Origin of the sequence: Mycobacterium sp. (assembly GCF_004298145.1) — a bacterium.
Taxonomy (GTDB): Bacteria; Actinomycetota; Actinomycetes; order Mycobacteriales; family Mycobacteriaceae; genus Mycobacterium.
In genome coordinates, this window is record NZ_SCRH01000011.1 from 13,970 (window position 1) to 37,071 (window position 23,102).

Below are 23,102 nucleotides of genomic sequence, written 5' to 3' on the forward strand. Positions count from 1 at the left end.
CGAGCACTGTTAGAATCTACCCCGGCATGAATCATTCTGGGAAGACCACGTCATGACCGGCCGGCTCGACGGCAAGGTCGCGATCATCACCGGGGCCAGCACCGGCCTGGGGCCCGTACTGGCTGCACTGTTCGTGCGTGAAGGCGCCAAGGTGCTGCTCGCCGCGCGGCGCGAAGAACTGGTCCGCGCCGCCGCCGACGCGGCCGGCCCGGGCGCCGTCGCCCTGCGCGCCGACGTGACCGACGAGAACGACGTCGCGGCCATGGTGGCGCGAGCGGTCGACGAGTTCGGCCAGGTCGACATCCTGTGCAACAACGCCGCCGCACCCGGCCAGGACCGCTGGATCTGGGAGCAGACCCTGGACAACTGGAACGCCACCATCGCCATCGACGTCACCGCCGCGATGCTGTGCACCCGCGAGGTGCTCAACCGGTCGATGTTGCAGCGCCGCCGCGGCGTCATCCTGAACTTCTCCTCCACGGTCAGTTACTCCGGCATGGTTCGCAAAACGCACTACGTCACCGCCAAGGCGTCGCTGCGGGCGTTCACCAAGGCCGTCGCCCTCGAGGTCGGCCCGCACGGCATCCGGTGCAACTGCATCGTGCCCGGGGCCATCGACACCGACCTGTGGCGCAAGTGGGTGCAACGCACCGCCGACGAGCAGGGCGTCGACGTCGAAGCCCTGCGCGCGAAGCAGCTCAAAGGTGTCGCGCTGCAAGACATTTCCTCACCCGAGGACGTCGCGAACCTGGCGTTGTTCTTGGCCGGCGACGAAAGTCGCACCATCACCGGCCAATCGATTCCCGTCGACGCCGGAGGATACATGCAGGGATGAGCGGTCACGCCAAACTGTCGGTCGCCACCCCGGTGGTGACGATGTTCCCCCGGAGCAGCGGCGAGTGGGAGAAGCACGCCACCATCGAGGACCTGGCGCAGATCGCCGAGGCCGCCGATCGGCTCGGCTATCACCACCTGACCTGCAGCGAGCACATTGCGCTGCCCGCGGCCGAGCGGGGCCGCCGCGGCACCCGCTATTGGGATCCGCTGGCGACCTTCGGCTACCTGGCCGCCCGCACCCAACGAATTCGGTTGGCCACCAACGTGCTGGTGCTCGGCTATCACCATCCGCTCGAGATCGCCAAACGCTACGGCACCCTGGACCAGATCAGCGGCGGCAGGCTGATCCTGGGGGTCGGCGTCGGCAGCCTCAAAGAAGAGTTCGATCTGCTCGGCGCGCCCTTCGACGACCGCGGCCGGCGCGCAGACGACGCGCTGCGGGCGCTGCGCGCCTCGCTGTCAGTGCCCGAGCCCGCCTACCAGGGCGAGTTCTATTCGTTCGGCGGCATGGTCGTCGACCCGTGCACGGTCCAAGACCACGTCCCCATTTGGGTCGGCGGGCAGACGCTGCGATCGCTGCGCCGTGCCGCCACGCTGGCCGAAGGCTGGGCACCCTTCAACGTGAGGCTGCACCAGGTGCGCGACTGGCTGGGCCGCTTCGAGTTTGGCCCCGGCTTCGACGTCGTCCTGCCGTCTCCCGCGCTGCTGGACCCGATCGGCGAGCCGGAACGGACCCGCGACCTTCTGGGCGAGACCGCCGCGCACGGCGCGACCATCGTCAGCGCCTGGTTCCGCCACACCTCGCTGTCGCATTACCTGGAGAGCCTGCAGGCCCTCGCCGAGCTTCATCCCCCCGCCGGCGGCGCCGTGTAATGCGGGTCAAGGCAGGCATATTCAGCCTCACCGCCGCGACGCCGCCCGGCACCGACGACGGTTATCTGCGCTGGCACCTGTTGGATCACATGCCCGAGCAATACCAGCTGCCGGGCATCGTGCACGGGTTGCGCTGGATCGCTGACGGCGACTACCCCCGCCACCGCCTCGCGGCCGACGGACCCCTGGGCGAAATCGGCAACGCGGTGCACTATTTGGTCAGCGACCCGGTCGAAGAAAACTTCGACGACTTTGTCACCCTCGGGCGCGCGCTGCGCGACAACGGCCGCTTTCCCGTCGTGAGGCCGTCGCTGCAAGTGGCCGGCCTACGCCTCCTGCAGTGGCGGTCGGCACCGCACGCACTGATCTCGCCCGAGGTGGTGCCGTTTCGGCCGCACCGCGGCATCGTGCTGATCGTCGAGGAGCCCACCGAGGGCCGCCCGGACGAATGGCTGCGATGGCTGCACGCGCAGCACTATCCGGCGCTGCTCGCGACGCCGGGCGCGGCCGGTGCGTGGACATTCGGGTCCAGCGCCGGATGGAGCCACCTGCCGCGGGGATGGCGAACCGACCACCAGTACATCAGCGTCATCTACCTCGACGGCGATCCGCTGATCACCATCGACGCCATGGCACCCCTCATCGAAGAGCGTTGGCGTTCAACGGCCGTGCGGCCCGTGTTCGCGGGGCCGCTGCGCAGCATGATCGGCTGGGAAGCCTGGCCGTAGACCCGTCTAGCAGGCGCAGCAGGTGCCCTCCGGTGCGTCGGCGGGCCGAGCGTCTCGGAAACGGCTTTGACCGTGTGGCCGGTTCGACGCCAAAAGGTCTGGTGCAGAACGTGATTGCCTCGTCGAGATCGTCGACGTTGCGGGCCGGTCGAATGCGGGACCGGGCTACCGTCCTTTCGCAGTGGGTATCTGGATCGCCATCGGGGACCCGAGCAGCTCCGCTATGAGGGCGCGAACATGCTCGGCGATGTCCTCGCGGATGGCCCGCACCGTCTCGACAGGCTGGCCGGCGGGGTCGCGCAGGCGCCAATCGCGATACGACACTCCCGGGAAGACCGGGCAGGTATCACCGCAGCCCATGGTGATCACCACATCACTCGCCTGCACGGCGTCGGCGGTGAGAACCCTCGGGGCGTCGGTGATGTCGATACCCCACTCGGCCATCACCGCTACCGCCGCGGGATTGATCCGATCGGCGGGCTCCGTTCCGGCGGAGCGGACGTCGATTCGGTCGCCCGCCAGGTGGCGCAGCAGCGCGGCGGCCATTTGGGAACGGCCGGCGTTGTGCACGCAGACGAACAGGACGCTGGGCTTCTGGGCGCTCGACGAGGAACTCGCAGCCTCACCGAACAGCCGGGGTCGCAAAGCCAGCGAAACGTAAACCAATGCGACCAGGATCGGAACCTCGATCAGCGGTCCGACCACACCGGCCAGCGCCTGACCCGAGGTGGCGCCGTAGGTGGCGATCGCCACCGCGATCGCGAGCTCAAAGTTGTTGCCGGCGGCGGTGAACGCCAGCGTCGTGGTGCGCGCATATCCGAGCCGCAGCAGCACGCCCAGTGCATATCCTCCCGCCCACATGATCGCGAAATACGCCAGCAGCGGTAACGCGATTCGGGCGACGTCCCAGGGCCGGGACGTGATCTGGTGGCCTTGCAGCGCGAAGAGAATGACGATGGTAAACAGCAACCCATACAACGCCCACGGCCCGATGCGGGGCAGGAAACGACTCTCATACCAACCGCGGCCCTTGGCGCGTTCGCCCAGCCGGCGCGACAGATATCCTGCCAGCAGCGGGAGACCCAGGAAGATGAACACGGATTTTGCGATCTGCCAAGCGGATACGTCGATTCCGGTCGTGCTCAGACCCAGCCACCCCGGCAGCACGGACAGATAGAACCAGCCCAGGGCGGCGAACATGACGACCTGGAAGATCGAATTCAGGGCGACCAGGACCGCGGCGGCTTCGCGGTCCCCGCAGGCAAGGTCGTTCCAGATGATGACCATGGCGATGCAGCGCGCCAGCCCCACGATGATCAGCCCGGTGCGGTATTCGGGTAGGTCCGGCAGCAGGAGCCAGGCCAGCGCGAACATGACGGCGGGCCCGATCAGCCAGTTCAGCGCCAGCGACGTCACCATCAATTTGCGGTCCGCGGTCACGGTATCGAGCTGGTCGTAACGGACTTTCGCCAGGACGGGATACATCATCACCAGCAGCCCGATCGCGATGGGCAAGGATATCCCGTCGACCGCAACGGCGCTCACCGCCCGTCCCAGGCCCGGGACAAACCGGCCCAGCAGCAGCCCCGCGACCATCGCCATCGCGATCCATCCCGGCAGGAACCGATCCAACGTCGAAAGCCGGGCGCTTACCGTCTGGCTCATGACCCGCATTCCGCGGCAGACAGTGTGTCGACATGCAGCACCGACGAAAGTTGTTGCAACGCCGCGGGAACCACCCAGTAGTACACCCACGTGCCGCGCCGTTCGCAGTCCAGCAGCCCAGCCGATCGCAGCGTCTTCAGGTGATGGGAGATCGTCGGCTGCGACACGTCGAACGTCGGGGAGATCTCACACACGCAGGCCTGACCGCCGGGATGGCTGGCGACCAGACTCAACAGTCGCAGCCGCACCGGATCGCTGAGCGCCTTGAACATCGCGGCCAGTTCGGCGGCTCGCGGCTCGGCCAGGGCGGCCGCTCCCAATCCCGGGCAACACTCCGTGATCGATTGATTCGACATCCATCTATATCAACACATATCGAATCAATAAGCCAGGTTCTATAGTCCTCATGACGTCTAGCAGAGGACCCATATGACAAACCTTCAGCGGTGCATCGTTCGCGCGGCCGCCGCGCTCGGCGTACTGGCGTTGGGGACGAGTCTGCCGGCCTGTTCCAGCAAGGGAAATCACCCGGCCGCTCCCACGAGTTCGACTCCGGCCCTGACGAGCACGACCGTGATGATCGATGGGAACAAGCACACGCTGATCGCCGCGGTCGACTGCACGAACTCGGCGGCCCAGCCGAACGCGTCGCCGCCGGAATCGGGAGACCTGACCACCCGCATCAGCGTGCGCGACGATTCGGCGTCGGTGTCCCTGGCCGTCTCGGACGAACGGCCGCCCACCGTCGACGGCTTCGCGATTTCGCTCAAGCTCGGCAACGGCCGGTATCAGCTGCCCTATCAGGGAACCAATTCGCCGACTCAGGTCCAGGCGACCAAGGACGGTAAGGGCTACACGATCACCGGGACGGGCCAAGCGACCACACCGGGTCAAAGCGGAGTGCGCGAGGTGAGATTCGGGATCCATGTGACATGCCCATAGACGCCGTGGTTGTCCACCGCGACCGCCTCTGAGATGCTGACGGCTTGGACATCTTCGCGCAGTGGCAACAGGGCGGCACCGAACTTCGTTGGCGCTCGACCACCGCGGCCAACGATGCCAGAGAACTCGCGGTGTTCAGCCGCCGTTGCGGCACCCCCGGTGCGCCCCCGCTGGTGCTGGTGCACGGCTTTCCGACGTCGAGCATCGACTATTTCGCCCTGGCGGGTGAGCTGAGCGCCGAGTTCGACATCTACCTGCTCGACTTCCCGGGCTACGGACTCTCCGACAAACCCCCCGCGCCGTACGTGTACTCGCTCTACGACGACGCGCGTCTGCTGGTCCATGCCATCACCGAGGTGTGGCGGCTCACCGACTACCGCATGCTCACCCATGACCGCGGCAGCAGCGTCGGCATGATCGCGCTGGGCATGCTGGCGGCCCTCGATCCGCCGGTGCTGCCCGCCGACCTGGTCGTGACGAATGCCAATATCTACCTTCCACTTTCGAATATCACCGCGTTTCAGACCGCGCTGCTCGACCCGGGGACAGCGCGCGCCACGGCACAGGCGACGACGCCGGAGATGCTGGCGGCCGGGATGGGTGCCAGCACCTTCATCCCGCGGCGAACCTTGGACGATCCGGAGATCGCCGCGTTGGCCAAATGCTTCGCCCACAACGACGGAATCCGGGTATTGCCCGACACCATTCAGTATCTGCACGAGCGCGCCGCCGACGAAACCAGTTGGCTGGAGGCGCTTTCCAAGAGTCACGTCAACACGACGGTGGTGTGGGGCCTGCACGACAACGTGGCACCCTTACGGGTTCCCAACCACGTCTGGCATACGTATCTGAAGAGCAAACCGGGCCGTAACCGCTACTGGGTGGTGCCGGGCGCCGACCACTATCTGCAGTGCGACGCCCCGGCGCAGCTGGCGCAGATCGTGCGCCTCACCGCCGGGGGCGACGACATTGGGTTGCAGACGTTGGGAAACCAGCCCGACGGCGCGGTGTTGGTGGACGAAAGCGCACCCTAGCTTGCCCGGCGGCTCGAATGTGCGGCTGGCCGCACACTCGCTGCCGAAAGCGGGCGCGCGAAAAGCCGGCGTGCGAAAAGCGCGCGCGCCGAAATCACCGAACGGAGACCGGCAGGCGAGCCCATCCGCGCACGCTTGCGGTGTGCGCCCGCTCGGCGTCGGCGTAGTCGACTTCCCAGTCCGGCCAGCGCTTGAGGACCTCTTCGAAGGCCACCCGCGCTTCCATCCGGGCCAGCGCGGAGCCCAGGCAGAAGTGCAGGCCCTGCCCGAAGCTGAGGTGGCCTCCCGCTTGCCGGTGGATGTCGTAGCGATCCGGATCGGCAAAGCGCCGGGGGTCCCGGTTCGCGGAACCGTTGAGCAACAACATGAATGACCCCTCGGGGACGACGCGGCCATAGTGTTCGGCATCCTGCGCCACATAACGTGCCTGAACCGGCGACGGGGGTTCGAAGCGCAGCGTCTCCTCGACCGCGTTCGGGATCAGGGACGGGTCGGCGACGAGTTCGCGGCGTGCTCCGGGGTGGTCCGACAGCAGCTGGCCCATGAAACCGATGAGCCGTGCGGTCGTCTCGTTCCCGGCGCCGGCGATCATGGCGGTGTAGGCCAGCACCTCGGTGCGCGACAGCGGGCGCCGGGTCCCGTCGGGCTCGTCGATCTCGGCCCGCAGCAACTCGGTCATCAGGTCGTCCGCCGGGTGATTGGCCCGCCATTCGATGTATTCGGCGAACATGACGATGGATTCCTCGAACACTTTCTGGGTGACCTCGCCCGGGTTGCTCCCCTTGGCCGTCTCGATGAAGGTTGCGTTGCGGTCCCGGATGGCCTCTTGGTCCGCTTCGGGGATGCCCAACAGATAGCCGATGGTCCGCATCGGCATCATCGCCCCGAGATGGGCGATGAAGTCGAAGCCGTCGGCGCCGACGAGCGGATCCAGTTCTCGGACACAGAATCCGCGCACCAAATCCTCCACGGACAACATGCGCCGGGGGGTGAAAACACGCGATAGCAGCCGGCGGTGCAGATCATGCAGGGGCGGGTCTTCGAACAGCAGAATACCCGGCGGCACTTCGATATTGGCGAATAGGATGTCGGCGGTGGTCCCCCGGCCGGATCGGTAGGTCTGCCAGTTCGGCAACTCGCGCGCCACGTCCTCGTAGCGGCTCAGCGCGTAGAAGTTGTACTTCTCGTTGTGGTACAGCGGCGCTTCTTCGCGCATGCGCTTCCACACCGGGTAGGGGTTGTCGTCGATGACGGAGTCGAAGGGGTCGTAGTACAACTCGATCGCGCTGGTGCCTGTCATAACCAATTCCTCTGGTGAAGTGACGGATTGAACGGCTCAGCCGTTCCTGTGCAGGAAGCCGTGCAGGATGGCCTGGATGAGTTCGTCGACAATGGTCTCCCGTGACGGCGGCTTGGTACCGAAGTAGGTCGAACGCAGGGCCGCCATGCCGGCGATCATCGCCACCGTCGAGTGGGCGGGCAGGTCGGGATGGTCCGAGCGCAGCCCGCGCAGGTGCATGCCCTCGGCGCTGATCTGACCCAGCGCCGTGATCGCCTGCCTGATCTCGGCGATGCCGGCGTCGGCCTTCTCCTCCTCGCTGAGCGCGTCGGATGCCATCAGCGTCAATAGCAGACCCTGATGTTCGACGAACACGTCGTAGAGCTGTCCGACGAAGCGGCGCGCCAGCTCCTCCTCGTCGGTCTCCTCGGGGACGACCGACTGCCACGTCCGGCGGAATTCCTCGACGAAATCGGTGAAGGGCAGCACGAGCGCCTCGCGAAACAACGCCGCCTTGGAGCCGAAGTGGCGAAACAACAGGTGCTCGGTAACGCCTGCGGCCTGGGCGATTTCGCGCGTCGTCGTGCTCCGGTAGTCCTGCCGGGCGAAGCGGGCCCGGGCGGTGTCGAGCAGCAGCTTGCGCGGGGCGCCGCGGGGCCGGCGGACGGAGGCCGGTGCCTCCGGCGCGCCGCGCTTCGTGCTGGACGGCCGCTGGGCCACGTCGTTGCCTCCTCATGCGATGGTTGACTGCCTTTAGGATAGTGTGCACTATCTAATGAGTCGAGGGCGAATCGGAAGGGGTCCGACCGTGGGCGCTGTCATCATGCTGGGCACGCTGTTCGGGTTGATCGTGCTGATCTTCGGGCTGGTGCTGCGCTTCGACCCGCAGGCACGCAAGAGTCAAGGGGGCGACCAATGAGCTCCCAGATGACGCCGGTGATGCAGGCGGCCAGTGACTTCGCGCTCGTCGGGGGCATCGGGTTCACCGTCCTGGGCATCTACCTGAGTGTCCGCCGGCGCCGCGTGCACCCACTCCTGCTGCTATGCATCTCGGCGATGTCGTTCTCGTGGATCGAGGCGCCCTACGACTGGGCGATGTACGCGCAGTTCCCGCCGGCCATCCCCCGCATGCCGTCGTGGTGGCCGCTGAACATGACGTGGGGCGGGTTGCCCCTGTTCGTCCCGGTCGGCTACATCTCCTATTTCGTGCTGCCCGCAGTGACGGGCGCGGCGCTGGGCCGCTGGGTGGCAGCCAAGTTCAAGTGGCGCAGGCCCCAAACGCTGTTGGTGGTCGGTCTTATCGTCGGCTTCTGCTGGGCGCTGTTCTTCAACGGATTCCTGGGCGCCAAGCTCGGCGTGTTCTATTACGGCCGCGTGATTCCCGGACTGGCGATCCGCGAGGGAACCGTGCACCAGTACCCGCTCTACGACTCGCTGGCGATGGGCATCCAGATGATGCTCTTCACCTACCTGCTGGGCCGGACCGACGCGCAGGGACGCAACGTCATCGAGATGTGGGCGGAGAAGCGGGCGAAGGGCCGCGTCGGGTCGTCCATCCTGTCCGTCATCGCCGTGATCGTCATCGGAAATGTCCTCTACAGCGCCGTTTTCGCGCCCCACCTGGTGACGAAGCTGGGCGGCTGGGTGACCGTCGAGGCGCCGGGCGAGCTGTTCCCGGGTGTGCCGAACCAACCGCGCTAGCCGTACCCGGTACGGCTAGCCGCCCAACGTCGAGTTGTTGCGCGAAAATGCGCCAATTTCGCGCAGCGACTCGCCGCTCGGCGACCGATTGACCTCAGCCGAGCGCCTCCGGCAGTACGACCTCGCCGACGCGCCTGAGATAGGGCCACGCGATGTCCGGTGGCAGCCCGCCGCACAGCGGTGACAGGTTGAGCACCTGTCCTGCTTTCACCCGCGAGATCGCCTCGGGGACAGAGATAATCACGTGCGATGTCCCCGTCTCACGCAGCTCGTCTACGGTGTTGACGTGGCTGAAGCCGGCCGTCGTCTCGTCCCCGGGATTCCACGCGGCGTAGGTTCGCACGTCGTGCAGCAGGTGGTCACCGATCTCCTTCCACGCCTGATCCAGGTCGTCGGCGACGAACACGACCGAGGGGGTGTTGCGGTCGGGGAACATGGTCGGGCCCGGCGTGTGGCCGTGCTCGCGGCATGCCTCTTCATAGGCCTCCTGCATGCCCGGTGCGTTGGCGTTGCCCAGCATGCCCAGGCCGTATCCGCCGGCACGGCGGGCCGCCGCGACCGTTCCGCCGCCCCACATCATCCCGGGCCCGCCGGCGGTCAGCGGGCGGGGTGTCACCGTGATCTGACGACCGTCTTCGACGACGGTTTCACCGGCGAGCAGTCGCCGTAACAGCGCGAGTTTCTCGTCGCAGACGCGGCCGCGGGTCTTGATGGGCACGCCGAAGTGCTCGAACTCCTCGGGCCGGTAGCCCAGCGCCAGGATGTACGACGCCCGCCCGTTGCTGAGGATGTCGAGGACCGCCATGTCCTCGGCAAGACGCACGGTTTCGTAGAACGGAAGGATCAGAATCAGGCTCAGCGCGAGACGCTGCGTTCGCGCGGCCACCGCCGAGGCCAGCAAAAACGGTGACGGCAGGTAGCCGTCTTCGGACCCGTGATGCTCACACAGCACAGCCGCGAGGCCAGCGTGTTCCTCGGCCCACGCGCACATTTCGGGTGCCGCGGCGTACAGATCGGTTGGGGGCGAGGCCCATTCAGGGTCGCGCATATCGAAGCGCAGCGTGTACACGGCAAACTCCTAGATAGCCTAATCGTTGTGACGTACGTTACACGTTCAGCCGAAGGCGTAAAGCGGGAGAGTCGTGGGGATGTCCAGCGAACTCAGCAAGCCCGGGGGCGCGTCCACGACATAGGGGATCGCGTTGACGACGCGCATCGCCGTCGACGCCATGGCGGCGTGCCCCGCGCCGTGACCCTCGGCCTCCCCCAGCGTCATCACGCAGTGGACGTCGGGATCGCCATCGATGTCGACCCGATACGTCGCGTCGAACTCCGATGTCGGCCAATCGGGCGCGACGTCGCGGGCCATCCGGATGATGTGTTCGATCACGATGGCCTCGCGCCCGTTCACCACGCCCGCCGCCCGGGTCCGCACGGCGCCGCAGGTGCCCGCCTTGATGGTGCCGAATGCCACCTCGATGTCGCGGTCGGTCAACTCGCGGTCGAGGGAGCCGCGCACCTCTTCCACCTCGACCCCGAGGCCGCCGGCGATCAGGTATATCGGTGCTTTCCAAGCCATTTCGATGAAGCCGGGCGTGGAGAGCATCGGTTGGAAATCCAGCGGATGGCCGAATCCCATCCCGTTCATCATCACGTCTGCCACCGGGTAGTGGTCGTTGAGCGCGACCTCGCTGGCCGTGATGGTCCGGATGTGCTTTGACTGCGTCGTCATCAGCAGCGCGAGCTGATCGGAGGCGAACCCGGGAAAGATGCCCGACACGTAGAACGAGGCACCGCCGGCCTGGGCCGCCGCCTCGAGCTGATCGCGCCAATCCGGAGCGAAATACGACGGCGGGTGCACCAGGCTGGTCGACGACGTCGACACGACGTTGATGCCGGCCGTCAGCAGCCGCACATAATCGGGCACCGCCGCGCCGTCACGTTCGGGACCGCTGGCCGCATAGACCACGCAGTCCGGCGCCAGGGCGATCAGCGCGTCGGCGTCGCCGGTGGCGGCCACGCCCAGCGGTGCGCCGCCGGCCAACTCGCCGGCGTCTCGGCCGACCTTGTCCGGCGAATGTACCCATACCCCAACGAGTTCCAGATCCGGCCGGCGGGCGATGGCGTCGATCGCAACCTTGCCGACTCCGCCGGTGGACCACACGACGGTACGCAGGGGCTTGTCGATCGACACCGGCGCTCTCCTTACTGGGCGGCAACCCGCGCGGCGGCCGCCGCGGCGCGTTCGAGATAGGGCCAGGCAACATCGGGGGCGATGCCGCCGCAGAGCGGATGCAGTGGCAGCGGCCGGCCGCCGCGGACGTACTCGGTGGCCTCGCCGGAGGTGAAAATGCGGTAGGGGCCGCCCTCTTCGCGCAGTGCGTCCACGCTGTCGGCCCGGGTGATGCTGGCCACCGAGTTGTCCTGCGGGCGGTAGGACGCGGCCATCACCGCGTCGTGCAGCAGGTGCGGGCCCAAGACGTCCCAGGCCTGGTCCACGTCGTCGGCCACGAAAACCGCTGTGGGAAGGCCCGGGACGGGGAACTGGACGATCCCGGGGTGATGCCCATGGGCCCGGCACCGCTCTTCGTAGAACTCCTTCAGGCCGGGTGAATCGGTCTGGGAGACGAAGCCCAGGCCGAACCTGCCGGCGCGTCGCGCGGCGGCCTTGCTGCCCCCGGCGATGAGCACCATCGGTCCGCCGGGCGAACCGCACGGCGGGGTGACCCGCACCGTGCGGCCCCGATATTCGACGGGTTCGCCGCGCACCAGTGGGCCGAGCACGGCGAGGATTTCGTCCGCCCTGCGGCCGCGGGTGGCCATGTCGGCGCCGAAGTGGTCGTACTCCTGGCTGCGGTGCCCGACGCCGAACACATAGGACACCCGCCCCTTGCTGATCAGGTCCAGCACGGCCATCTCTTCGGCAAGCCGCACGGGGTCCCACAACGGAAGGGGCACGGCGGCCAGCAGGATTGCCAACGTGCGTGTCCGGGCCGCTATCGCCGACGCCAGCAGCGACGGCGTCGGCAGATGGCCGTCGTCGGCGCCGTGATGCTCGGAGAGCACCGCCAAGGCCGCGCCGCGCGTCTCCGCCCACGCGCACATGTCGACGGCCGCGGCGTACAGATCGGTGGCTGGCGCGCCCCAGCCCGGGGCGCGCATGTCGAATCTCAGCGTGAACATCAGCGCCCGGCCGCGGGCTTCTGGGGATTGGGTGAAGTGCCCGCCGCTGAGCGACAACGCGGTCCCGGATTGTCGACCGGAGACGGGAAAAACGCCGATTCGGCCCTCACAGTTGCAGACTAACCTAATATTTGTTCGTTAAGATAGTGTGTGCTTTCTTAACCGTGACGGCGCGGACCGGCCGCGCGCGTCGCGAACACGATGAAAGCCGCGGTGGCCGTTGCCCTTACGCCGCCGTCGACGTGCCTACCTGAGGAGGAACAAGATGACGGCTCATCGCGTGGTGGTGTGGGCGACGGGCGGTATCGGCTCGATCGCCATCCGCGCCATCTCACGACGCCCCAATCTGGAGTTGGCCGGCGTCTGGGTGCACTCGGACGACAAGGTCGGCAAGGACGCGGGCGAACTGGCCGGCGGCGAGCCGATCGGGGTCGCCGCCACGAACGACGCGGACGCGCTGATCGCCCTCGAGCCCGACTGCGTCATCTACGCGGCCAGCGGTCCGGAACGCGACGCGCTGGCCATCCCGGACTACGTCCGCCTGCTCGAAGCCGGGATCAACGTCGTGACGACCAGTACCACGCGCCTGGTCAACCCGCACGCCTACGAACCCGCCGAGTGGCGCGACCAATTGGTCGCCGCGGCCAAGCGGGGCCAGGTTTCGCTGTACGCGTCGGGAATCGAGCCGGGCTTCGCCGCCGACTACCTGCCGCTGGTGCTGTCCACCCAGTCATCGTTCATCGAAAAGATCCACTCGTTCGAGATCGGCCTCTACGACGACTACGGTGTTCCCGACATCATGAGTGACGCGCTGGGTTTCGGCCGTCCGCTCGACTACCAACCGTGGATCAGCTATCCCGGTGCGATCGCCGGCGAATGGCAGGGGCAGATCCGGCTGATCGCCGACGCGCTGGGGGCCGAAGTCCAGGAAGTCCGCGAGAGTTTCGACCGCGCCGTCACCAACCGGACGCTCGAGGTCGCGATGGGCACCGTCGAGGCCGGAACCTGCGGTGCGCTGCGGATGCAGGCGATCGGGGTGGTCGGCGGTCGTGAGGCCATCGTCATCGAGCACGTCACCCGGCTCGCCCATGACGTCGCGCCCGACTGGCCGACCGGGATCGGCGATCTGTCCTATCGCGTCATGATCACCGGCGACCCCGACATCGACTGCACCCTGGCGGCGACGCTGAAGGATCCCCGCAGGGCCGGAATCGCAGGCATGACGTCGGGTGCGGGCGCCATGGTCGCCACCGCGATGCGCGTCGTCAACGCCGTGCCGTATGTCGTTGCCGCGCAGCCGGGCCTGCTGAGCTCGGTGGACCTGCCGTTGACGATTCCGAAGCACGCGTTCGCCACATAGTCTGCCCGAGTGACGTTTAATCCCTTCGAGGAGCTCACGCTCGAGCAACTGCGGCTTCGCACCAGCATGAAATGGCGTGCGCATCCCGCCGATGTCCTACCGCTGTGGGTCGCCGAGATGGACGTCAACCTGGCGCCGACGGTGGTCGAGGCGCTGCGCAGCGCCATCGACAACGGCGACACCGGATACCCCTGCGGCACGGCGCTGGCGGAGGCGGTCGGCGAATTCGCGGCGCGGCACTGGCAGTGGCATGACCTGGAGGTGGGCCGCACCGCGCTCGTTCCCGACGTCATGCTCGGCATCGTCGAGGTGTTACGTCTGGTCACCGATCGCGGTGACGCCGTCATCGTCAATCCGCCTGTCTACGCGCCGTTTTACGCGTTCGTGGCGCACGACGGCCGCCGGGTGATCGAAGCACCCCTTGCCGATGGACGAATCGATCTGAACGCCTTGGAGGAGACCTTTTCCCGGGCCCGCGCGGGGGCCGGGAAGGACGCGAAAGTGGCCTATCTGTTGTGCAATCCGCACAACCCGACGGGCTCGGTGCACACCGCCGAGGAGCTGCGCGGGGTGGCCGAGCTCGCCCGCCGATTCGGTATCCGGGTGGTGTCCGACGAGATTCACGCGCCCGTCATTCTGCCGGGTTCGCGATTCACCCCCTTCCTGACCGTCCCGGGAGCGGAGAACGCCGTCGCCCTGACGTCCGCGTCGAAAGCCTGGAATCTCTCCGGCCTGAAGGCGGCGGTGGCCATCGCCGGGCCGGAGGCGGCCGCCGACCTGAGCCGGATGCCGGAGGAGGTCAGTCATGGGGCCAGCCACCTCGGCGTCATCGCGCACGCCGAGGCGTTTCGCAGCGCCGGCGACTGGCTCGACACGACGCTGCGGGGCCTGGACGAGAATCGAACGCTGCTGAGCGAGTTGGTCGCCGAGCACCTTCCGGGAGTGAAATATCAATGGCCGCAAGGTACTTACCTGGCGTGGCTGGACTGCCGGGAACTCGGCTTCTCCGAACAAGTCACCGATCGCCTCGCGGTGGTTGCCGACCTGTCCGGGCCCGCCCGCTGGTTCCTCGATCACGCCCGGGTGGCGCTCAGCTCCGGCCACGTGTTCGGCACCGGCGGAGCAGGGCACGTGAGATTGAACTTCGCCAGCTCGCGAGCAATTCTCACCGAGGCCCTGTCGCGAATGGGTCGGGCTCTCGCCGACGCTCGATAACGCCGCACGGGCCGTTGCGCTACGCGGAAATCTCCTCGCCGCCACGGCCCAAATTGCGGAACCCTTCGGCGGGCTCCTTCATGCCCAGCGAGAACGGCAGCGTGTTGAACTCGAATTTCATCGTCGCGCCGAGCCGCCGGAAGAAGCTGCGTTCCGGCGCCGCGACGGGAACCTGCAACGCCGCGAGGTCGATGTAATGCGTCGACGTTTCGCCGATGCCGTCAAACACGTGGATCAGCGGCGTGCACAGCTCGCGCATCGGCTCGTCGAGGCATTCCGCGACGGGATCGGTCATCAGTACGTATTCGGCAACCGGCACCAGGTTTTTCAGCATTCGATGCACCACGATGACATCGAAGCCGGCCAGTTCGACGTGGCGTTTCACCCTCTGATCCGCCACCTCGCCCACGTGCACGACGAACTTGAGCGACAGCTGCTCCAGCTGTTCGCAACTCGCACACTGGCAGGCGATGTCGTTTTTCATCCGCTCGCGCCGCTCCAGGAACGACGTGCGCATCCGTGACAGCCGCTCGCACACCACCACTTTCGCGTTGGTGTCCGGGGCCCAGAAGAAGGCGGCGTCACCTTCGAGCTTGGCCAGCTTCAAACCCTTGCCGGCGTTGATGACCGACTCCAACAGGCCCGCGACCGTCAGCTGGGCATGGGCAAGGTGCGTCCGGTTCCACTGCATGTAATGCGTGTAACCGCCGATGTCGGCTATGAGCAGAACCGCGCGCCGAATTGCCATGAACAAGCCAGTTTAGTGGCCCCGGAGGCCTAGCTCAATGAATCTGCTACTAGACGTATGCCCGCCGGCGAGAGAGGCTAGCAGAGGTGCCGGTTCACCGGAGGAGCTGAATATGCATGTGCTGCGAACCCCGGACTCCCGATTCGAAAACCTGGAGGGCTACCCGTTCGTAGCGCACTACCTTGACGTCAGGGCGAGCGACACGCGGCCGCTGCGCATGCACTACCTCGACGAGGGTGCGATCGAAGGGCCGCCGATCGTTCTGCTGCACGGCGAACCCACCTGGAGCTATCTCTACCGCACGATGATCCCGGCCCTGACCGACGCCGGAAATCGCGTGCTCGCGCCCGACCTGATCGGTTTCGGCCGTTCGGACAAGCCCAGCCGGATCGAGGATTACACCTACCAGCGGCACGTGGAATGGGTGATCTCGTGGTTCGAACACCTCAACCTCACCGATGTCACGCTGTTCGTACAGGACTGGGGATCGTTGATCGGGCTGCGCATCGCCGCCGAACACGCTGACCGCGTCGGGCGGCTGGTGGTGGCCAACGGTTTCCTGCCCACCGCGCAACGGCGCACCCCGCCCGCCTTCCACGCCTGGCGCGCCTTCGCGCGCTACTCCCCCGTGCTGCCCGCGGGCCGCATCGTCGGCGCCGGGACGGTGCGGCGGGTGTCGTCGAAGGTGCGGGCCGGATACGACGCACCATTCCCCGACAAGACGTATCAAGCCGGGGCCCGAGCGTTCCCTCAGTTGGTCCCCACCTCGCCCACCGATCCGGCGGTTCCGGCCAACAGGAGGGCGTGGGAGGCCCTTGGCCGCTGGGATAAGCCGTTCCTCGCCATCTTCGGTGCCCGCGATCCCATCCTCGGGCAGGCGGACACTCCGCTGATCAAGCACATCCCCGGTGCCGCGGGCCAACCGCACGCCCGCATCAATGCCAGCCACTTCATTCAAGAGGACCGCGGACCCGAACTGGCCCAACGCGTCCTGTCGTGGCAGCAGGCCTTGCTCTGAGACCGTCAAACCTCGCTTCTCGCAAGATGTCTCGATAGAATACTTCGATTGCCCCCGATGGGATTTGACAACTCTTTATCCGTTGCATGATTGGGTGGCCGAGTTTTTGAACGGGGTGAGGTTTTCACATCATGGGCAGGAAAGGGTGGGGCGGCGCGCCTCCGGCCGATGATGACGAGGCGCGCAAGCGCATCGTGGACGCGGCCATCCACAGCATGGAGCGCAGGGGGCCGCGGGGCACCAGCCTGTCCGTCATCGCCGGCGACCTCGGCGTCACCCGTCCCACCGTCTATCGCTACTTCGCGACCATCGACGAGCTCGTGACCGCGGCCAGCGACGTCGCCCTGGGCGGGTGGACGGCCCGGATCGCCGACCTCATGTCGGGCATCAAAGACCCGGTGGATCTGCTTGTCGAGGCGGTGGCCTATCTCGTCGAGCGGCTGCCCCAGGAACCGCTGTTGATGACGCTGCTGGAAACCGACCGGACGCGTTTCATGAGCCAGCAGATGGTGATGGGCGAATCGATCTTGCGATCGCGAACGTTGTTGGAGCACACCGGTATCGACTGGACCGAGTTGGGTTATCGCGGCAAGCACTTCGACGATCTGGTCGAGTATCTGCTCCGCCTCGTTCAGTCCATGGTTCTGGTTCCGTCGCGGCCGCCACGCAGCGCGGGCGAGCTGCGGGCCATACTCAGGCATTGGATCGGGCCCGTGGTGATGACGCCGCCCGGCTCCCGGGCGAGCAGACGCAGAATCGCGCGAACTCGCCGAACTTAGTGCGATTCTGCTGGGGCTCCTGCGGGACCAGCGGCACGATGGCGAACACGTTTTGGCCGTAGCGCAGCGAATGGGCCACGGCCTCTTCGGATTTCACCGGAGCCGTCAGCTGGCCGCCGTGGTCGATGACCTCGATCGCCCAGTCCAGCCGTCGGCTGCGCCCGGGATCCTCATGGTCGATTGGACGCCCGTTTGGCGCCAAGAGACCTCGCTGAGTCAGCGCGTAACCGCGAGGACGGCTTCCGCCAGTTCGGGACGGCACACCACGACGTCCGGCAACTTCGGGTCCGGCCGGTTGTAGGCCAGGGCGGACCCGTCGATGCGGGAGGTGTGCAGCCCGGCGGCGCGTGCCACCGCCACCGGGGCCGCCGAGTCCCATTCGAACTGCCCGCCGGCGTGCACGTACACATCGGACAACCCCTGGATGATCGACGCCACCTTGGCGCCGGCCGAACCCATTTCCACCAGGACGCCGTCCAAGGCGTCCCGGACGTTCAACGCGATGGCGGGCGGACGGGTGCGCGATACCACGATGCGCGGCTTGCCCGGCGCCGCCGGAGGCGAGGCGACGTCGGGGGTGGCGAACGTGATTCCCTGCGCCGGCAACGCCACGGCTCCGGCAACCAGCTCGCCGGCCTCCCACAGTGCGACGTGCACCGCCCAGTCGTCGCGCCCCGGCTCGGAGAATTCCCGCGTCCCGTCCAGCGGATCGACGATCCAGACCCGCTCCGAGTGCAATCGCACCGGGTTGTCGGCGCCCTCCTCGGACAGCACCGCGTCGCCGGGGCGCTCGGCGGTGAGCGCCGCCATCAAAAAGTCGTGGGATCGCTTGTCCCCCGCCGCTTTCCGTTCGCTTGCTTCCGCATCGGCGAACTCTTCCCGGACCCCGAGCAACAGCTGGCCAGCCTCGGTGGCCAACCGGGCGGCCAGATCATGGTCATTCATCGGCGTCTCCACGGAATCCTCAATAAGTTGGCAGTGATGACCAACTTTACCCCGCGAAGACACCGCGGGCGGGTACCACCCCCGACGACGAATTCGTCCGTAATCTGGTGGGTGTGAGCGGCAACGCCAACATCTCTTTATCGAGGCGGTTGCTGCACACCTCGCGGGGGCGCTTGATCGTGATCGGCATCGTGGTGGTCGTGCTGGTCGGTGTATTGGCCTTCGTGGGGGTGCGGCTGAACCGGGGCGATCAGAACGCGACGGGGCCCACCACCCCACCGCCGCCGGCGTCGGCGAGCTTTGCCATCCCGGGCTGCTACAACCCGTCCGTCCCGCCGGTCGCGCGTCCCAACAAACTCAACGTGCTGGGATGCGCCAGTGTGGCCGTTGCGCTGCAGGACATGGCGTGGAACTCCTGGGGACCGCAGGGCGCCGACGGGACCGGCACGGCCGTGTTCAAGCTCTGCGACCCGAATTGCGCAGCCGGATCTCAGCTGACCGAGCCGGTGGTGGTGCACGCGTGGAATCCGCAGCCGCCGCGGCGCGAGGCCATCTGCAGTGCCGGCCTGGAGATCTTCGCCGACATGATCCTGGCCTTCCCCAAAGACGTCCCACCGCCGACCGTGCAGAAGATGAACACCCAGTACAACGGGGAGCCGGCGGTGCATTACGCCAACTACTCCAGCGGCGACACGCGCGGCACCCAATTCATCGGCTACACGTTCTGTAACTGACGCTCACGCCTCGACGGCGACAGCGCCGCGACTGGCCGCCGCTAGACCTCGATGACGACGGCGCCGCCCTGGCCGCCGCCGGCGCACATCGCCGCCACACCGATACCGCCGCCGCGCCGGGCCAGCTCGTAGGCCAGCGTGGTCACCATGCGCGCGCCGGAGGCCGCGATGGGGTGACCGAGGCTGCAGCCGCTGCCGGAGAAGTTCACCTTCTCCTCGTCGAGGCCGTATTCCCGGCAGGCGGCGATCGGCACCGAGGCGAACGCCTCGTTGATCTCCCACAGCGCGACGTCGCTGGGCGACAAACCCGCGCGCTGCAGCACCTTTCCGATGACCTTGACCGCACCCAGGCCGCAGTCCCGGGGCGGGACGCCCGCGGCGGCCCACGCCCTGACCGTGCCCATCACGTTGAGCTTTTCGGCCTCGGCGTAGTCGCGGTCGACCAACGCGACCGCGGCGGCGGCGTCGTTGGTGCCGCTGCTGTTGCCCGCCGTGATCGAGAAGCCCTCGATCTCGGGGTGCAACACCTTGAGGCCGGCGAGTTTCTCGACGGTGGTGTCGCGGCGTGGGTGCTCGTCGACGGCGAACTCGGTGACCGAACCGTCCACCTGGGAGATCTTCAGCGGCAGGATCTCGTCGACGAACTTGCCCGCATCCTGAGCCGCGACGGCGCGCTGATGCGACCGGGCCGCCCAGGCGTCCATCTCCTCGCGCGTGATGCCGACCGTCTGGGCGGTGTTCCAGCCGACCGTGATCGACATGTCCTTGGCGGGCGCGTCGGGCGTCTCGACGTGCGTCGGCGGCATCCACCGCTCCTCGAATTTCAGCTCGGGCCCGGGGATCCGCCAGTTGGTCAGCGGCGTCATCGACAGCGACTGCACACCGCCGGCGATCAGCACCCGTTCCATGCCGGAGCCGATCTGCGCCGCGGCGTTGCCGATCGCGGTGAGGCTGCCCGCGCAGTGCCGGTTGACCGACTGGCCGGGGACGTGCTCGAGGCCCGTCGCGGTGGCCGCGTACCGTGCGAGATCGCCACCACCGTAATGGGATTCGGCGAAGATGATGTCGTCGATAACGGCCGGGTCGACGCCGGACCTGCGCACCACCTCGGGAAGCACCGCGGTGATCAGCGTCTCGGGTGGCGTGTTGACAAGCGTTCCCTTGAAGGAACGGCCGATCGCCGTCCGGACGGCTCCGACGATTACGGGTGTACCCATGTTTTCAACCTCGAACGGTTTGGCGGCGCTGCGCCGCGGCGAATCGTATCAAATACTGTATAGACAATAGTATTGGTCTACGTTCGTCAGGGGCCGGTCTGTGACCGCGCTAACAATTAAGCGGTTGGTACACGCGGTCCGCGACAGGAGGCCTCCCCCGTTGAAAACCAAAGGCGCCCTGGTCTGGGACCTCAACGAACCGTGGGTGATCGACGAGATCGAGATCGGCGATCCCCGCCGCGGCGAGGTGACGGTTCAGTTGGAGACGGCCGGTCTGTGCCACTCCGACCATCACTTGCTGACCGGCGACTTCCCCATCCCGAGCTTCCCGGTGCTCGGCGGCCACGAGGGCGCCGGCGTCATCACCGAGGTCGGTGACGGCATCGAGCACCTGGTCGTCGGCGATCACGTGGTCATGTCGTTCATCCCGTCCTGCGGCAAGTGCACGCCGTGCCAGGTCGGGTTGCGCAATCTCTGCGACCTGGGCATGGGGTTGCTGTCGGGCGCTTCGGTCTGCGACGGGTCCTTCCGGGTGACGGCCAAGGGGCGCGACGTCGTGCCGATGTCGCTGCTGGGGACGTTCGCGCCCTACGTGGTCGTGCATCACACGTCGGTGGTCAAGGTCGACCCCGCGATCCCCTTCGACGTCGCCTGCCTGGTGGGCTGCGGGGTCACCACCGGCTACGGCTCGGCGGTGCGCAGCGCGGCGGTCGGGCCCGGCGAAGACGTCGCGGTCGTCGGCGCCGGCGGCGTCGGTGTCGCCGCGATACAGGGCGCCCGCATTGCCGGGGCCCGCCGCATCTTCGCGGTCGATCCGTTCGAATGGAAACGCCAGCAGGCGTTGAAGTTCGGTGCGACCGAAGCTTTCGCGGACATCGCCACCGCCGCCGCCGCCATCGCCGAAACGACGTGGGGAGCAATGTGCCCCAAAGTGATTGTCACCGTGGGTCATTGCGACGGCCGCGACGTCGAGGCGTGGATGGGCCTGACGGCCAAGGGAGGCACCTGCGTGCTGACGGCCATGGGCAACGTGATGGCCACCGACACCACCCTCAACCTGGCGGGCCTGACGCTGCTGCAGAAGAGCCTGCAGGGCAGCCTGTTCGGTGGCGGCAACCCGCAGCACGACATTCCGGCGATTCTCGAGCTGTACAAGTTGGGGCAGCTCAATCTCGACGACATGGTCACGCGGGAATACAGCCTCGAGCAGATCAACGACGGCTACCGCGACATGCTCGAGGGACGCAACGTCCGCGGCATCATCCGCTTCACCGACGCCGACCGCGCCTAACCCCCTCCCTTTCCCCGCGAGCGTCGAGTTGTTGGGCGAACGTCGCCATTTCCACCCGACAACTCGACGTTGGCCGGACGTGACCACAATGGGTCTATGACAACCAGGCCGACCGCCGCCCGTGATGCCACCCAGAGCACCGCGTATCGCGTGGCGGCGATGCTGATGGGCATAGGCACCTTGCACTTTGTGGCCCCCAAACCGTTCGACTCCATCATCCCCGTCGAACTGCCCGGGAGCCCGCGGCTCTACACCTACGGATCGGGAGCGGCCGAGCTGGCGATCGGCGCGTTGCTGGTGCCGCGACGCACCCGGCGATCCGCCGCGCTGGCCGCCGCTGTCCTGTTCGTCGGGGTCTTTCCGGGCAACGTCAACATGGTCCGGTTGTGGTGGAACAAGCCCTGGGCGATGCGGATCGTCGCCCTGGCCCGGCTGCCGCTGCAGATTCCGATGGTCACCACCGCGCTCAAGATCCGTCGCGGCAGCTGACGCGACGGATCCGGCGCGGCGCCGCCTGCCGCGATGGACCCGGCTGTCACGTCGGGCGGACGCGGACGAAAAGCCCTGTCTCCCAACGGATACAGCCCGATCAGATCTGGTGCGCACCGCCCCGGTGCACGGTGCCGTCGGGGTCGACATACGCGAATTCGCACACACCGTAGGGAGTGTCCCGCGGCGCGATCGACCCGCCCAGCGAAGATATCGCTTCCCTCCGAACGGGCTCGCGACGGTCGGGTGCTGTCGTATGCTCCATCCGCAAACGACCTCTGCGGAATCGGTTCAAGGAGGAAGGGCACCCACCATGCGCCAGCTAACTGCCGCGGTCGCCATCGTCGCGGCCGGAATACTCGTCGCCGGTTGCGGTGACAGCAGCGGGGATGACACCGCGGCGTCGTCGAGCACAACCACCACGGCGTCGCCGAAGACTCCCCTTGCGAAGGCCGCGCTGGCCGATCTCATGTTGTCGCCGGATGAGATCGACAGCACGCTGGGTGTCAAGGGAACGGCGAGCGATCCGCCGTTCACCGCGCTGATGGAAGAGCAGGTTCGCCGCACGGACTACACCCTTCCCGCCGAGTGCAAATACGCCATCCACACCGCCTCAGTACCCCAATATGCCGCCAGCGGGAGCACCGCGGTTTATGGCTACCACGACCTGGCGCCCGCTCCTGCGGGCGCAGATCGAATCCAAAGCCCTGGGGTAGACCAATTCGTCGTGCTGTTTCCGACTCCCGACGAGGCGAGCGCCTTTTTCACCGCGTCGTCGCAGCGCTGGCCCGCCTGCGCGAACCGCCAGGACACCGTGCCCGCCAACGAAACCGATCCGGAAATGCAATGGAAGGTGGGCCCGATCTCCAACGCCGACGGGGTGTTGAGCGCTCCGGTGACCCTGTCAGTCAACCGAAATGGCACGAACGCGTCCACGTCCTGTCAGCGGGCACTGACCGTCCGTCGAAATGTCGTCATCGATGTCGACGTGTGCCGCAAGGATGTCGGGGACCTGGGCGTCAACATCGCCAACCAGATCGCCGGGAAGGTCGACAAGCAGTAGC

Annotated in this window: 24 protein-coding genes and 1 pseudogene; 14 read left to right on the forward strand and 11 right to left on the reverse strand. The window is 67.1% G+C overall.

Going from position 1 to position 23,102, the window contains the following annotated elements; translation table 11 throughout:
* Window positions 1–52: 52 nt before the first annotated feature.
* From EPN51_RS03570 to EPN51_RS03580, 3 genes are read left to right on the forward strand one after another with little or no spacing between them, the layout of a single operon-like run.
* Window positions 53–835, forward strand: a complete 783-nt coding sequence (locus tag EPN51_RS03570; protein WP_293037234.1) for an SDR family oxidoreductase — start codon at window positions 53–55, stop codon at window positions 833–835.
* Entirely contained in the window at window positions 832–1,710 is an 879-nt protein-coding gene (locus EPN51_RS03575; RefSeq protein ID WP_293037237.1) for an LLM class F420-dependent oxidoreductase, read from the forward strand. Before EPN51_RS03570 ends, EPN51_RS03575 begins: the two co-directional genes overlap by 4 nt.
* Window positions 1,710–2,438, forward strand: coding sequence for a hypothetical protein (locus EPN51_RS03580; RefSeq protein WP_293037240.1), 729 nt, complete (start codon window positions 1,710–1,712; stop codon window positions 2,436–2,438). Before EPN51_RS03575 ends, EPN51_RS03580 begins: the two co-directional genes overlap by 1 nt.
* A 165-nt stretch (window positions 2,439–2,603) precedes the next feature.
* Here the strand turns inward: EPN51_RS03580 and arsB are convergent, their stop codons facing one another.
* Both arsB and EPN51_RS03590 read right to left on the reverse strand, forming a co-directional pair.
* Window positions 2,604–4,103, reverse strand: a complete 1,500-nt coding sequence (gene arsB / locus EPN51_RS03585; RefSeq protein ID WP_293037243.1) for an ACR3 family arsenite efflux transporter — start codon at window positions 4,101–4,103, stop codon at window positions 2,604–2,606.
* Entirely contained in the window at window positions 4,100–4,459 is a 360-nt protein-coding gene (locus EPN51_RS03590; RefSeq protein WP_293037246.1) for a metalloregulator ArsR/SmtB family transcription factor, read from the reverse strand. The genes arsB and EPN51_RS03590 overlap by 4 nt, the downstream gene beginning before the upstream one ends.
* A 73-nt stretch (window positions 4,460–4,532) precedes the next feature.
* On the opposite strand from EPN51_RS03590, the gene EPN51_RS03595 reads away from it, so the two are divergent.
* Both EPN51_RS03595 and EPN51_RS03600 read left to right on the forward strand, forming a co-directional pair.
* The gene (locus EPN51_RS03595) at window positions 4,533–5,045 is read left to right on the forward strand and encodes a lipoprotein LpqH (RefSeq protein ID WP_293037249.1); all 513 of its coding nucleotides are present in this window, start codon (window positions 4,533–4,535) and stop codon (window positions 5,043–5,045) included.
* 44 nt (window positions 5,046–5,089) lie between these two features.
* Window positions 5,090–6,079, forward strand: a complete 990-nt coding sequence (locus EPN51_RS03600) for an alpha/beta fold hydrolase (protein ID WP_293037252.1) — start codon at window positions 5,090–5,092, stop codon at window positions 6,077–6,079.
* Between the two features lie 94 nt (window positions 6,080–6,173).
* Here the strand turns inward: EPN51_RS03600 and EPN51_RS03605 are convergent, their stop codons facing one another.
* Window positions 6,174–7,379, reverse strand: a complete 1,206-nt coding sequence (locus EPN51_RS03605; RefSeq protein WP_293037255.1) for a cytochrome P450 — start codon at window positions 7,377–7,379, stop codon at window positions 6,174–6,176.
* A 36-nt stretch (window positions 7,380–7,415) separates the two neighbouring features.
* Complete coding sequence (locus tag EPN51_RS03610; protein WP_293037258.1) at window positions 7,416–8,078, reverse strand: TetR/AcrR family transcriptional regulator; 663 nt, start codon at window positions 8,076–8,078, stop codon at window positions 7,416–7,418.
* 195 nt (window positions 8,079–8,273) lie between these two features.
* Here EPN51_RS03610 and EPN51_RS03615 point away from each other — a divergent pair, with 195 nt between their 5' ends.
* The gene (locus EPN51_RS03615; protein ID WP_293037261.1) at window positions 8,274–9,059 is read left to right on the forward strand and encodes a spirocyclase AveC family protein; all 786 of its coding nucleotides are present in this window, start codon (window positions 8,274–8,276) and stop codon (window positions 9,057–9,059) included.
* 94 nt (window positions 9,060–9,153) lie between these two features.
* On the opposite strand, the gene EPN51_RS03620 is transcribed toward EPN51_RS03615, so the two are convergent.
* Genes EPN51_RS03620 through EPN51_RS03630 form a run of 3 tightly spaced genes read right to left on the reverse strand, consistent with a single transcriptional unit; the run spans window position 9,154 to window position 12,242 of the window.
* On the reverse strand, window positions 9,154–10,128 hold the full coding sequence (locus tag EPN51_RS03620; RefSeq protein ID WP_293037264.1) for an LLM class flavin-dependent oxidoreductase: 975 nt from the start codon (window positions 10,126–10,128) through the stop codon (window positions 9,154–9,156).
* Between the two features lie 45 nt (window positions 10,129–10,173).
* Complete coding sequence (locus EPN51_RS03625; RefSeq protein ID WP_293037267.1) at window positions 10,174–11,253, reverse strand: dihydrodipicolinate reductase; 1,080 nt, start codon at window positions 11,251–11,253, stop codon at window positions 10,174–10,176.
* 11 nt (window positions 11,254–11,264) lie between these two features.
* Entirely contained in the window at window positions 11,265–12,242 is a 978-nt protein-coding gene (locus EPN51_RS03630) for an LLM class flavin-dependent oxidoreductase (protein WP_293037678.1), read from the reverse strand.
* Window positions 12,243–12,507: 265 nt separating this feature from the next.
* Here EPN51_RS03630 and EPN51_RS03635 point away from each other — a divergent pair, with 265 nt between their 5' ends.
* Both EPN51_RS03635 and EPN51_RS03640 read left to right on the forward strand, forming a co-directional pair.
* Window positions 12,508–13,602, forward strand: coding sequence for a dihydrodipicolinate reductase (locus EPN51_RS03635; RefSeq protein ID WP_293037269.1), 1,095 nt, complete (start codon window positions 12,508–12,510; stop codon window positions 13,600–13,602).
* A gap of 9 nt (window positions 13,603–13,611) precedes the next feature.
* Complete coding sequence (locus EPN51_RS03640) at window positions 13,612–14,817, forward strand: MalY/PatB family protein (RefSeq protein ID WP_293037272.1); 1,206 nt, start codon at window positions 13,612–13,614, stop codon at window positions 14,815–14,817.
* A gap of 19 nt (window positions 14,818–14,836) precedes the next feature.
* Here EPN51_RS03640 and EPN51_RS03645 read toward each other — a convergent pair whose 3' ends face one another.
* Window positions 14,837–15,565: a DUF2652 domain-containing protein gene (locus EPN51_RS03645; protein ID WP_293037275.1), complete on the reverse strand. Its 729-nt coding sequence runs from the start codon at window positions 15,563–15,565 to the stop codon at window positions 14,837–14,839.
* Between the two features lie 112 nt (window positions 15,566–15,677).
* On the opposite strand from EPN51_RS03645, the gene EPN51_RS03650 reads away from it, so the two are divergent.
* Window positions 15,678–16,583, forward strand: coding sequence for a haloalkane dehalogenase (locus EPN51_RS03650; RefSeq protein ID WP_293037278.1), 906 nt, complete (start codon window positions 15,678–15,680; stop codon window positions 16,581–16,583).
* A 131-nt stretch (window positions 16,584–16,714) separates the two neighbouring features.
* A complete protein-coding gene (locus EPN51_RS03655; RefSeq protein WP_293037281.1) occupies window positions 16,715–17,362 on the forward strand; it encodes a TetR/AcrR family transcriptional regulator in 648 nt (215 codons plus the stop codon).
* A 216-nt stretch (window positions 17,363–17,578) separates the two neighbouring features.
* Here the strand turns inward: EPN51_RS03655 and EPN51_RS03660 are convergent, their stop codons facing one another.
* Window positions 17,579–18,307, reverse strand: a complete 729-nt coding sequence (locus tag EPN51_RS03660; RefSeq protein ID WP_293037284.1) for a 3'(2'),5'-bisphosphate nucleotidase CysQ — start codon at window positions 18,305–18,307, stop codon at window positions 17,579–17,581.
* A gap of 179 nt (window positions 18,308–18,486) precedes the next feature.
* Here EPN51_RS03660 and EPN51_RS03665 point away from each other — a divergent pair, with 179 nt between their 5' ends.
* Window positions 18,487–19,041 carry a hypothetical protein gene (locus EPN51_RS03665; protein ID WP_293037680.1) on the forward strand — a complete coding sequence of 185 codons (555 nt, stop codon included), beginning with the start codon at window positions 18,487–18,489 and terminating at the stop codon, window positions 19,039–19,041.
* 41 nt (window positions 19,042–19,082) lie between these two features.
* On the opposite strand, the gene EPN51_RS03670 is transcribed toward EPN51_RS03665, so the two are convergent.
* On the reverse strand, window positions 19,083–20,258 hold the full coding sequence (locus EPN51_RS03670) for a thiolase family protein (protein ID WP_293037287.1): 1,176 nt from the start codon (window positions 20,256–20,258) through the stop codon (window positions 19,083–19,085).
* A gap of 160 nt (window positions 20,259–20,418) precedes the next feature.
* On the opposite strand from EPN51_RS03670, the gene EPN51_RS03675 reads away from it, so the two are divergent.
* Window positions 20,419–21,549 (forward strand): NDMA-dependent alcohol dehydrogenase, encoded by a 1,131-nt coding sequence (locus EPN51_RS03675; RefSeq protein ID WP_293037290.1) that lies wholly within the window; start codon window positions 20,419–20,421, stop codon window positions 21,547–21,549.
* 96 nt (window positions 21,550–21,645) lie between these two features.
* The gene (locus EPN51_RS03680; protein WP_293037293.1) at window positions 21,646–22,038 is read left to right on the forward strand and encodes a hypothetical protein; all 393 of its coding nucleotides are present in this window, start codon (window positions 21,646–21,648) and stop codon (window positions 22,036–22,038) included.
* Window positions 22,039–22,138: 100 nt separating this feature from the next.
* Here EPN51_RS03680 and EPN51_RS03685 read toward each other — a convergent pair.
* A pseudogene (locus EPN51_RS03685) lies at window positions 22,139–22,255 on the reverse strand (VOC family protein); the annotation flags it as partial.
* A gap of 96 nt (window positions 22,256–22,351) precedes the next feature.
* Between EPN51_RS03685 and EPN51_RS03690 the strand changes: the two are divergent.
* Entirely contained in the window at window positions 22,352–23,101 is a 750-nt protein-coding gene (locus tag EPN51_RS03690) for a sensor domain-containing protein (RefSeq protein ID WP_293037299.1), read from the forward strand.
* Window position 23,102: the final 1 nt, after the last annotated feature.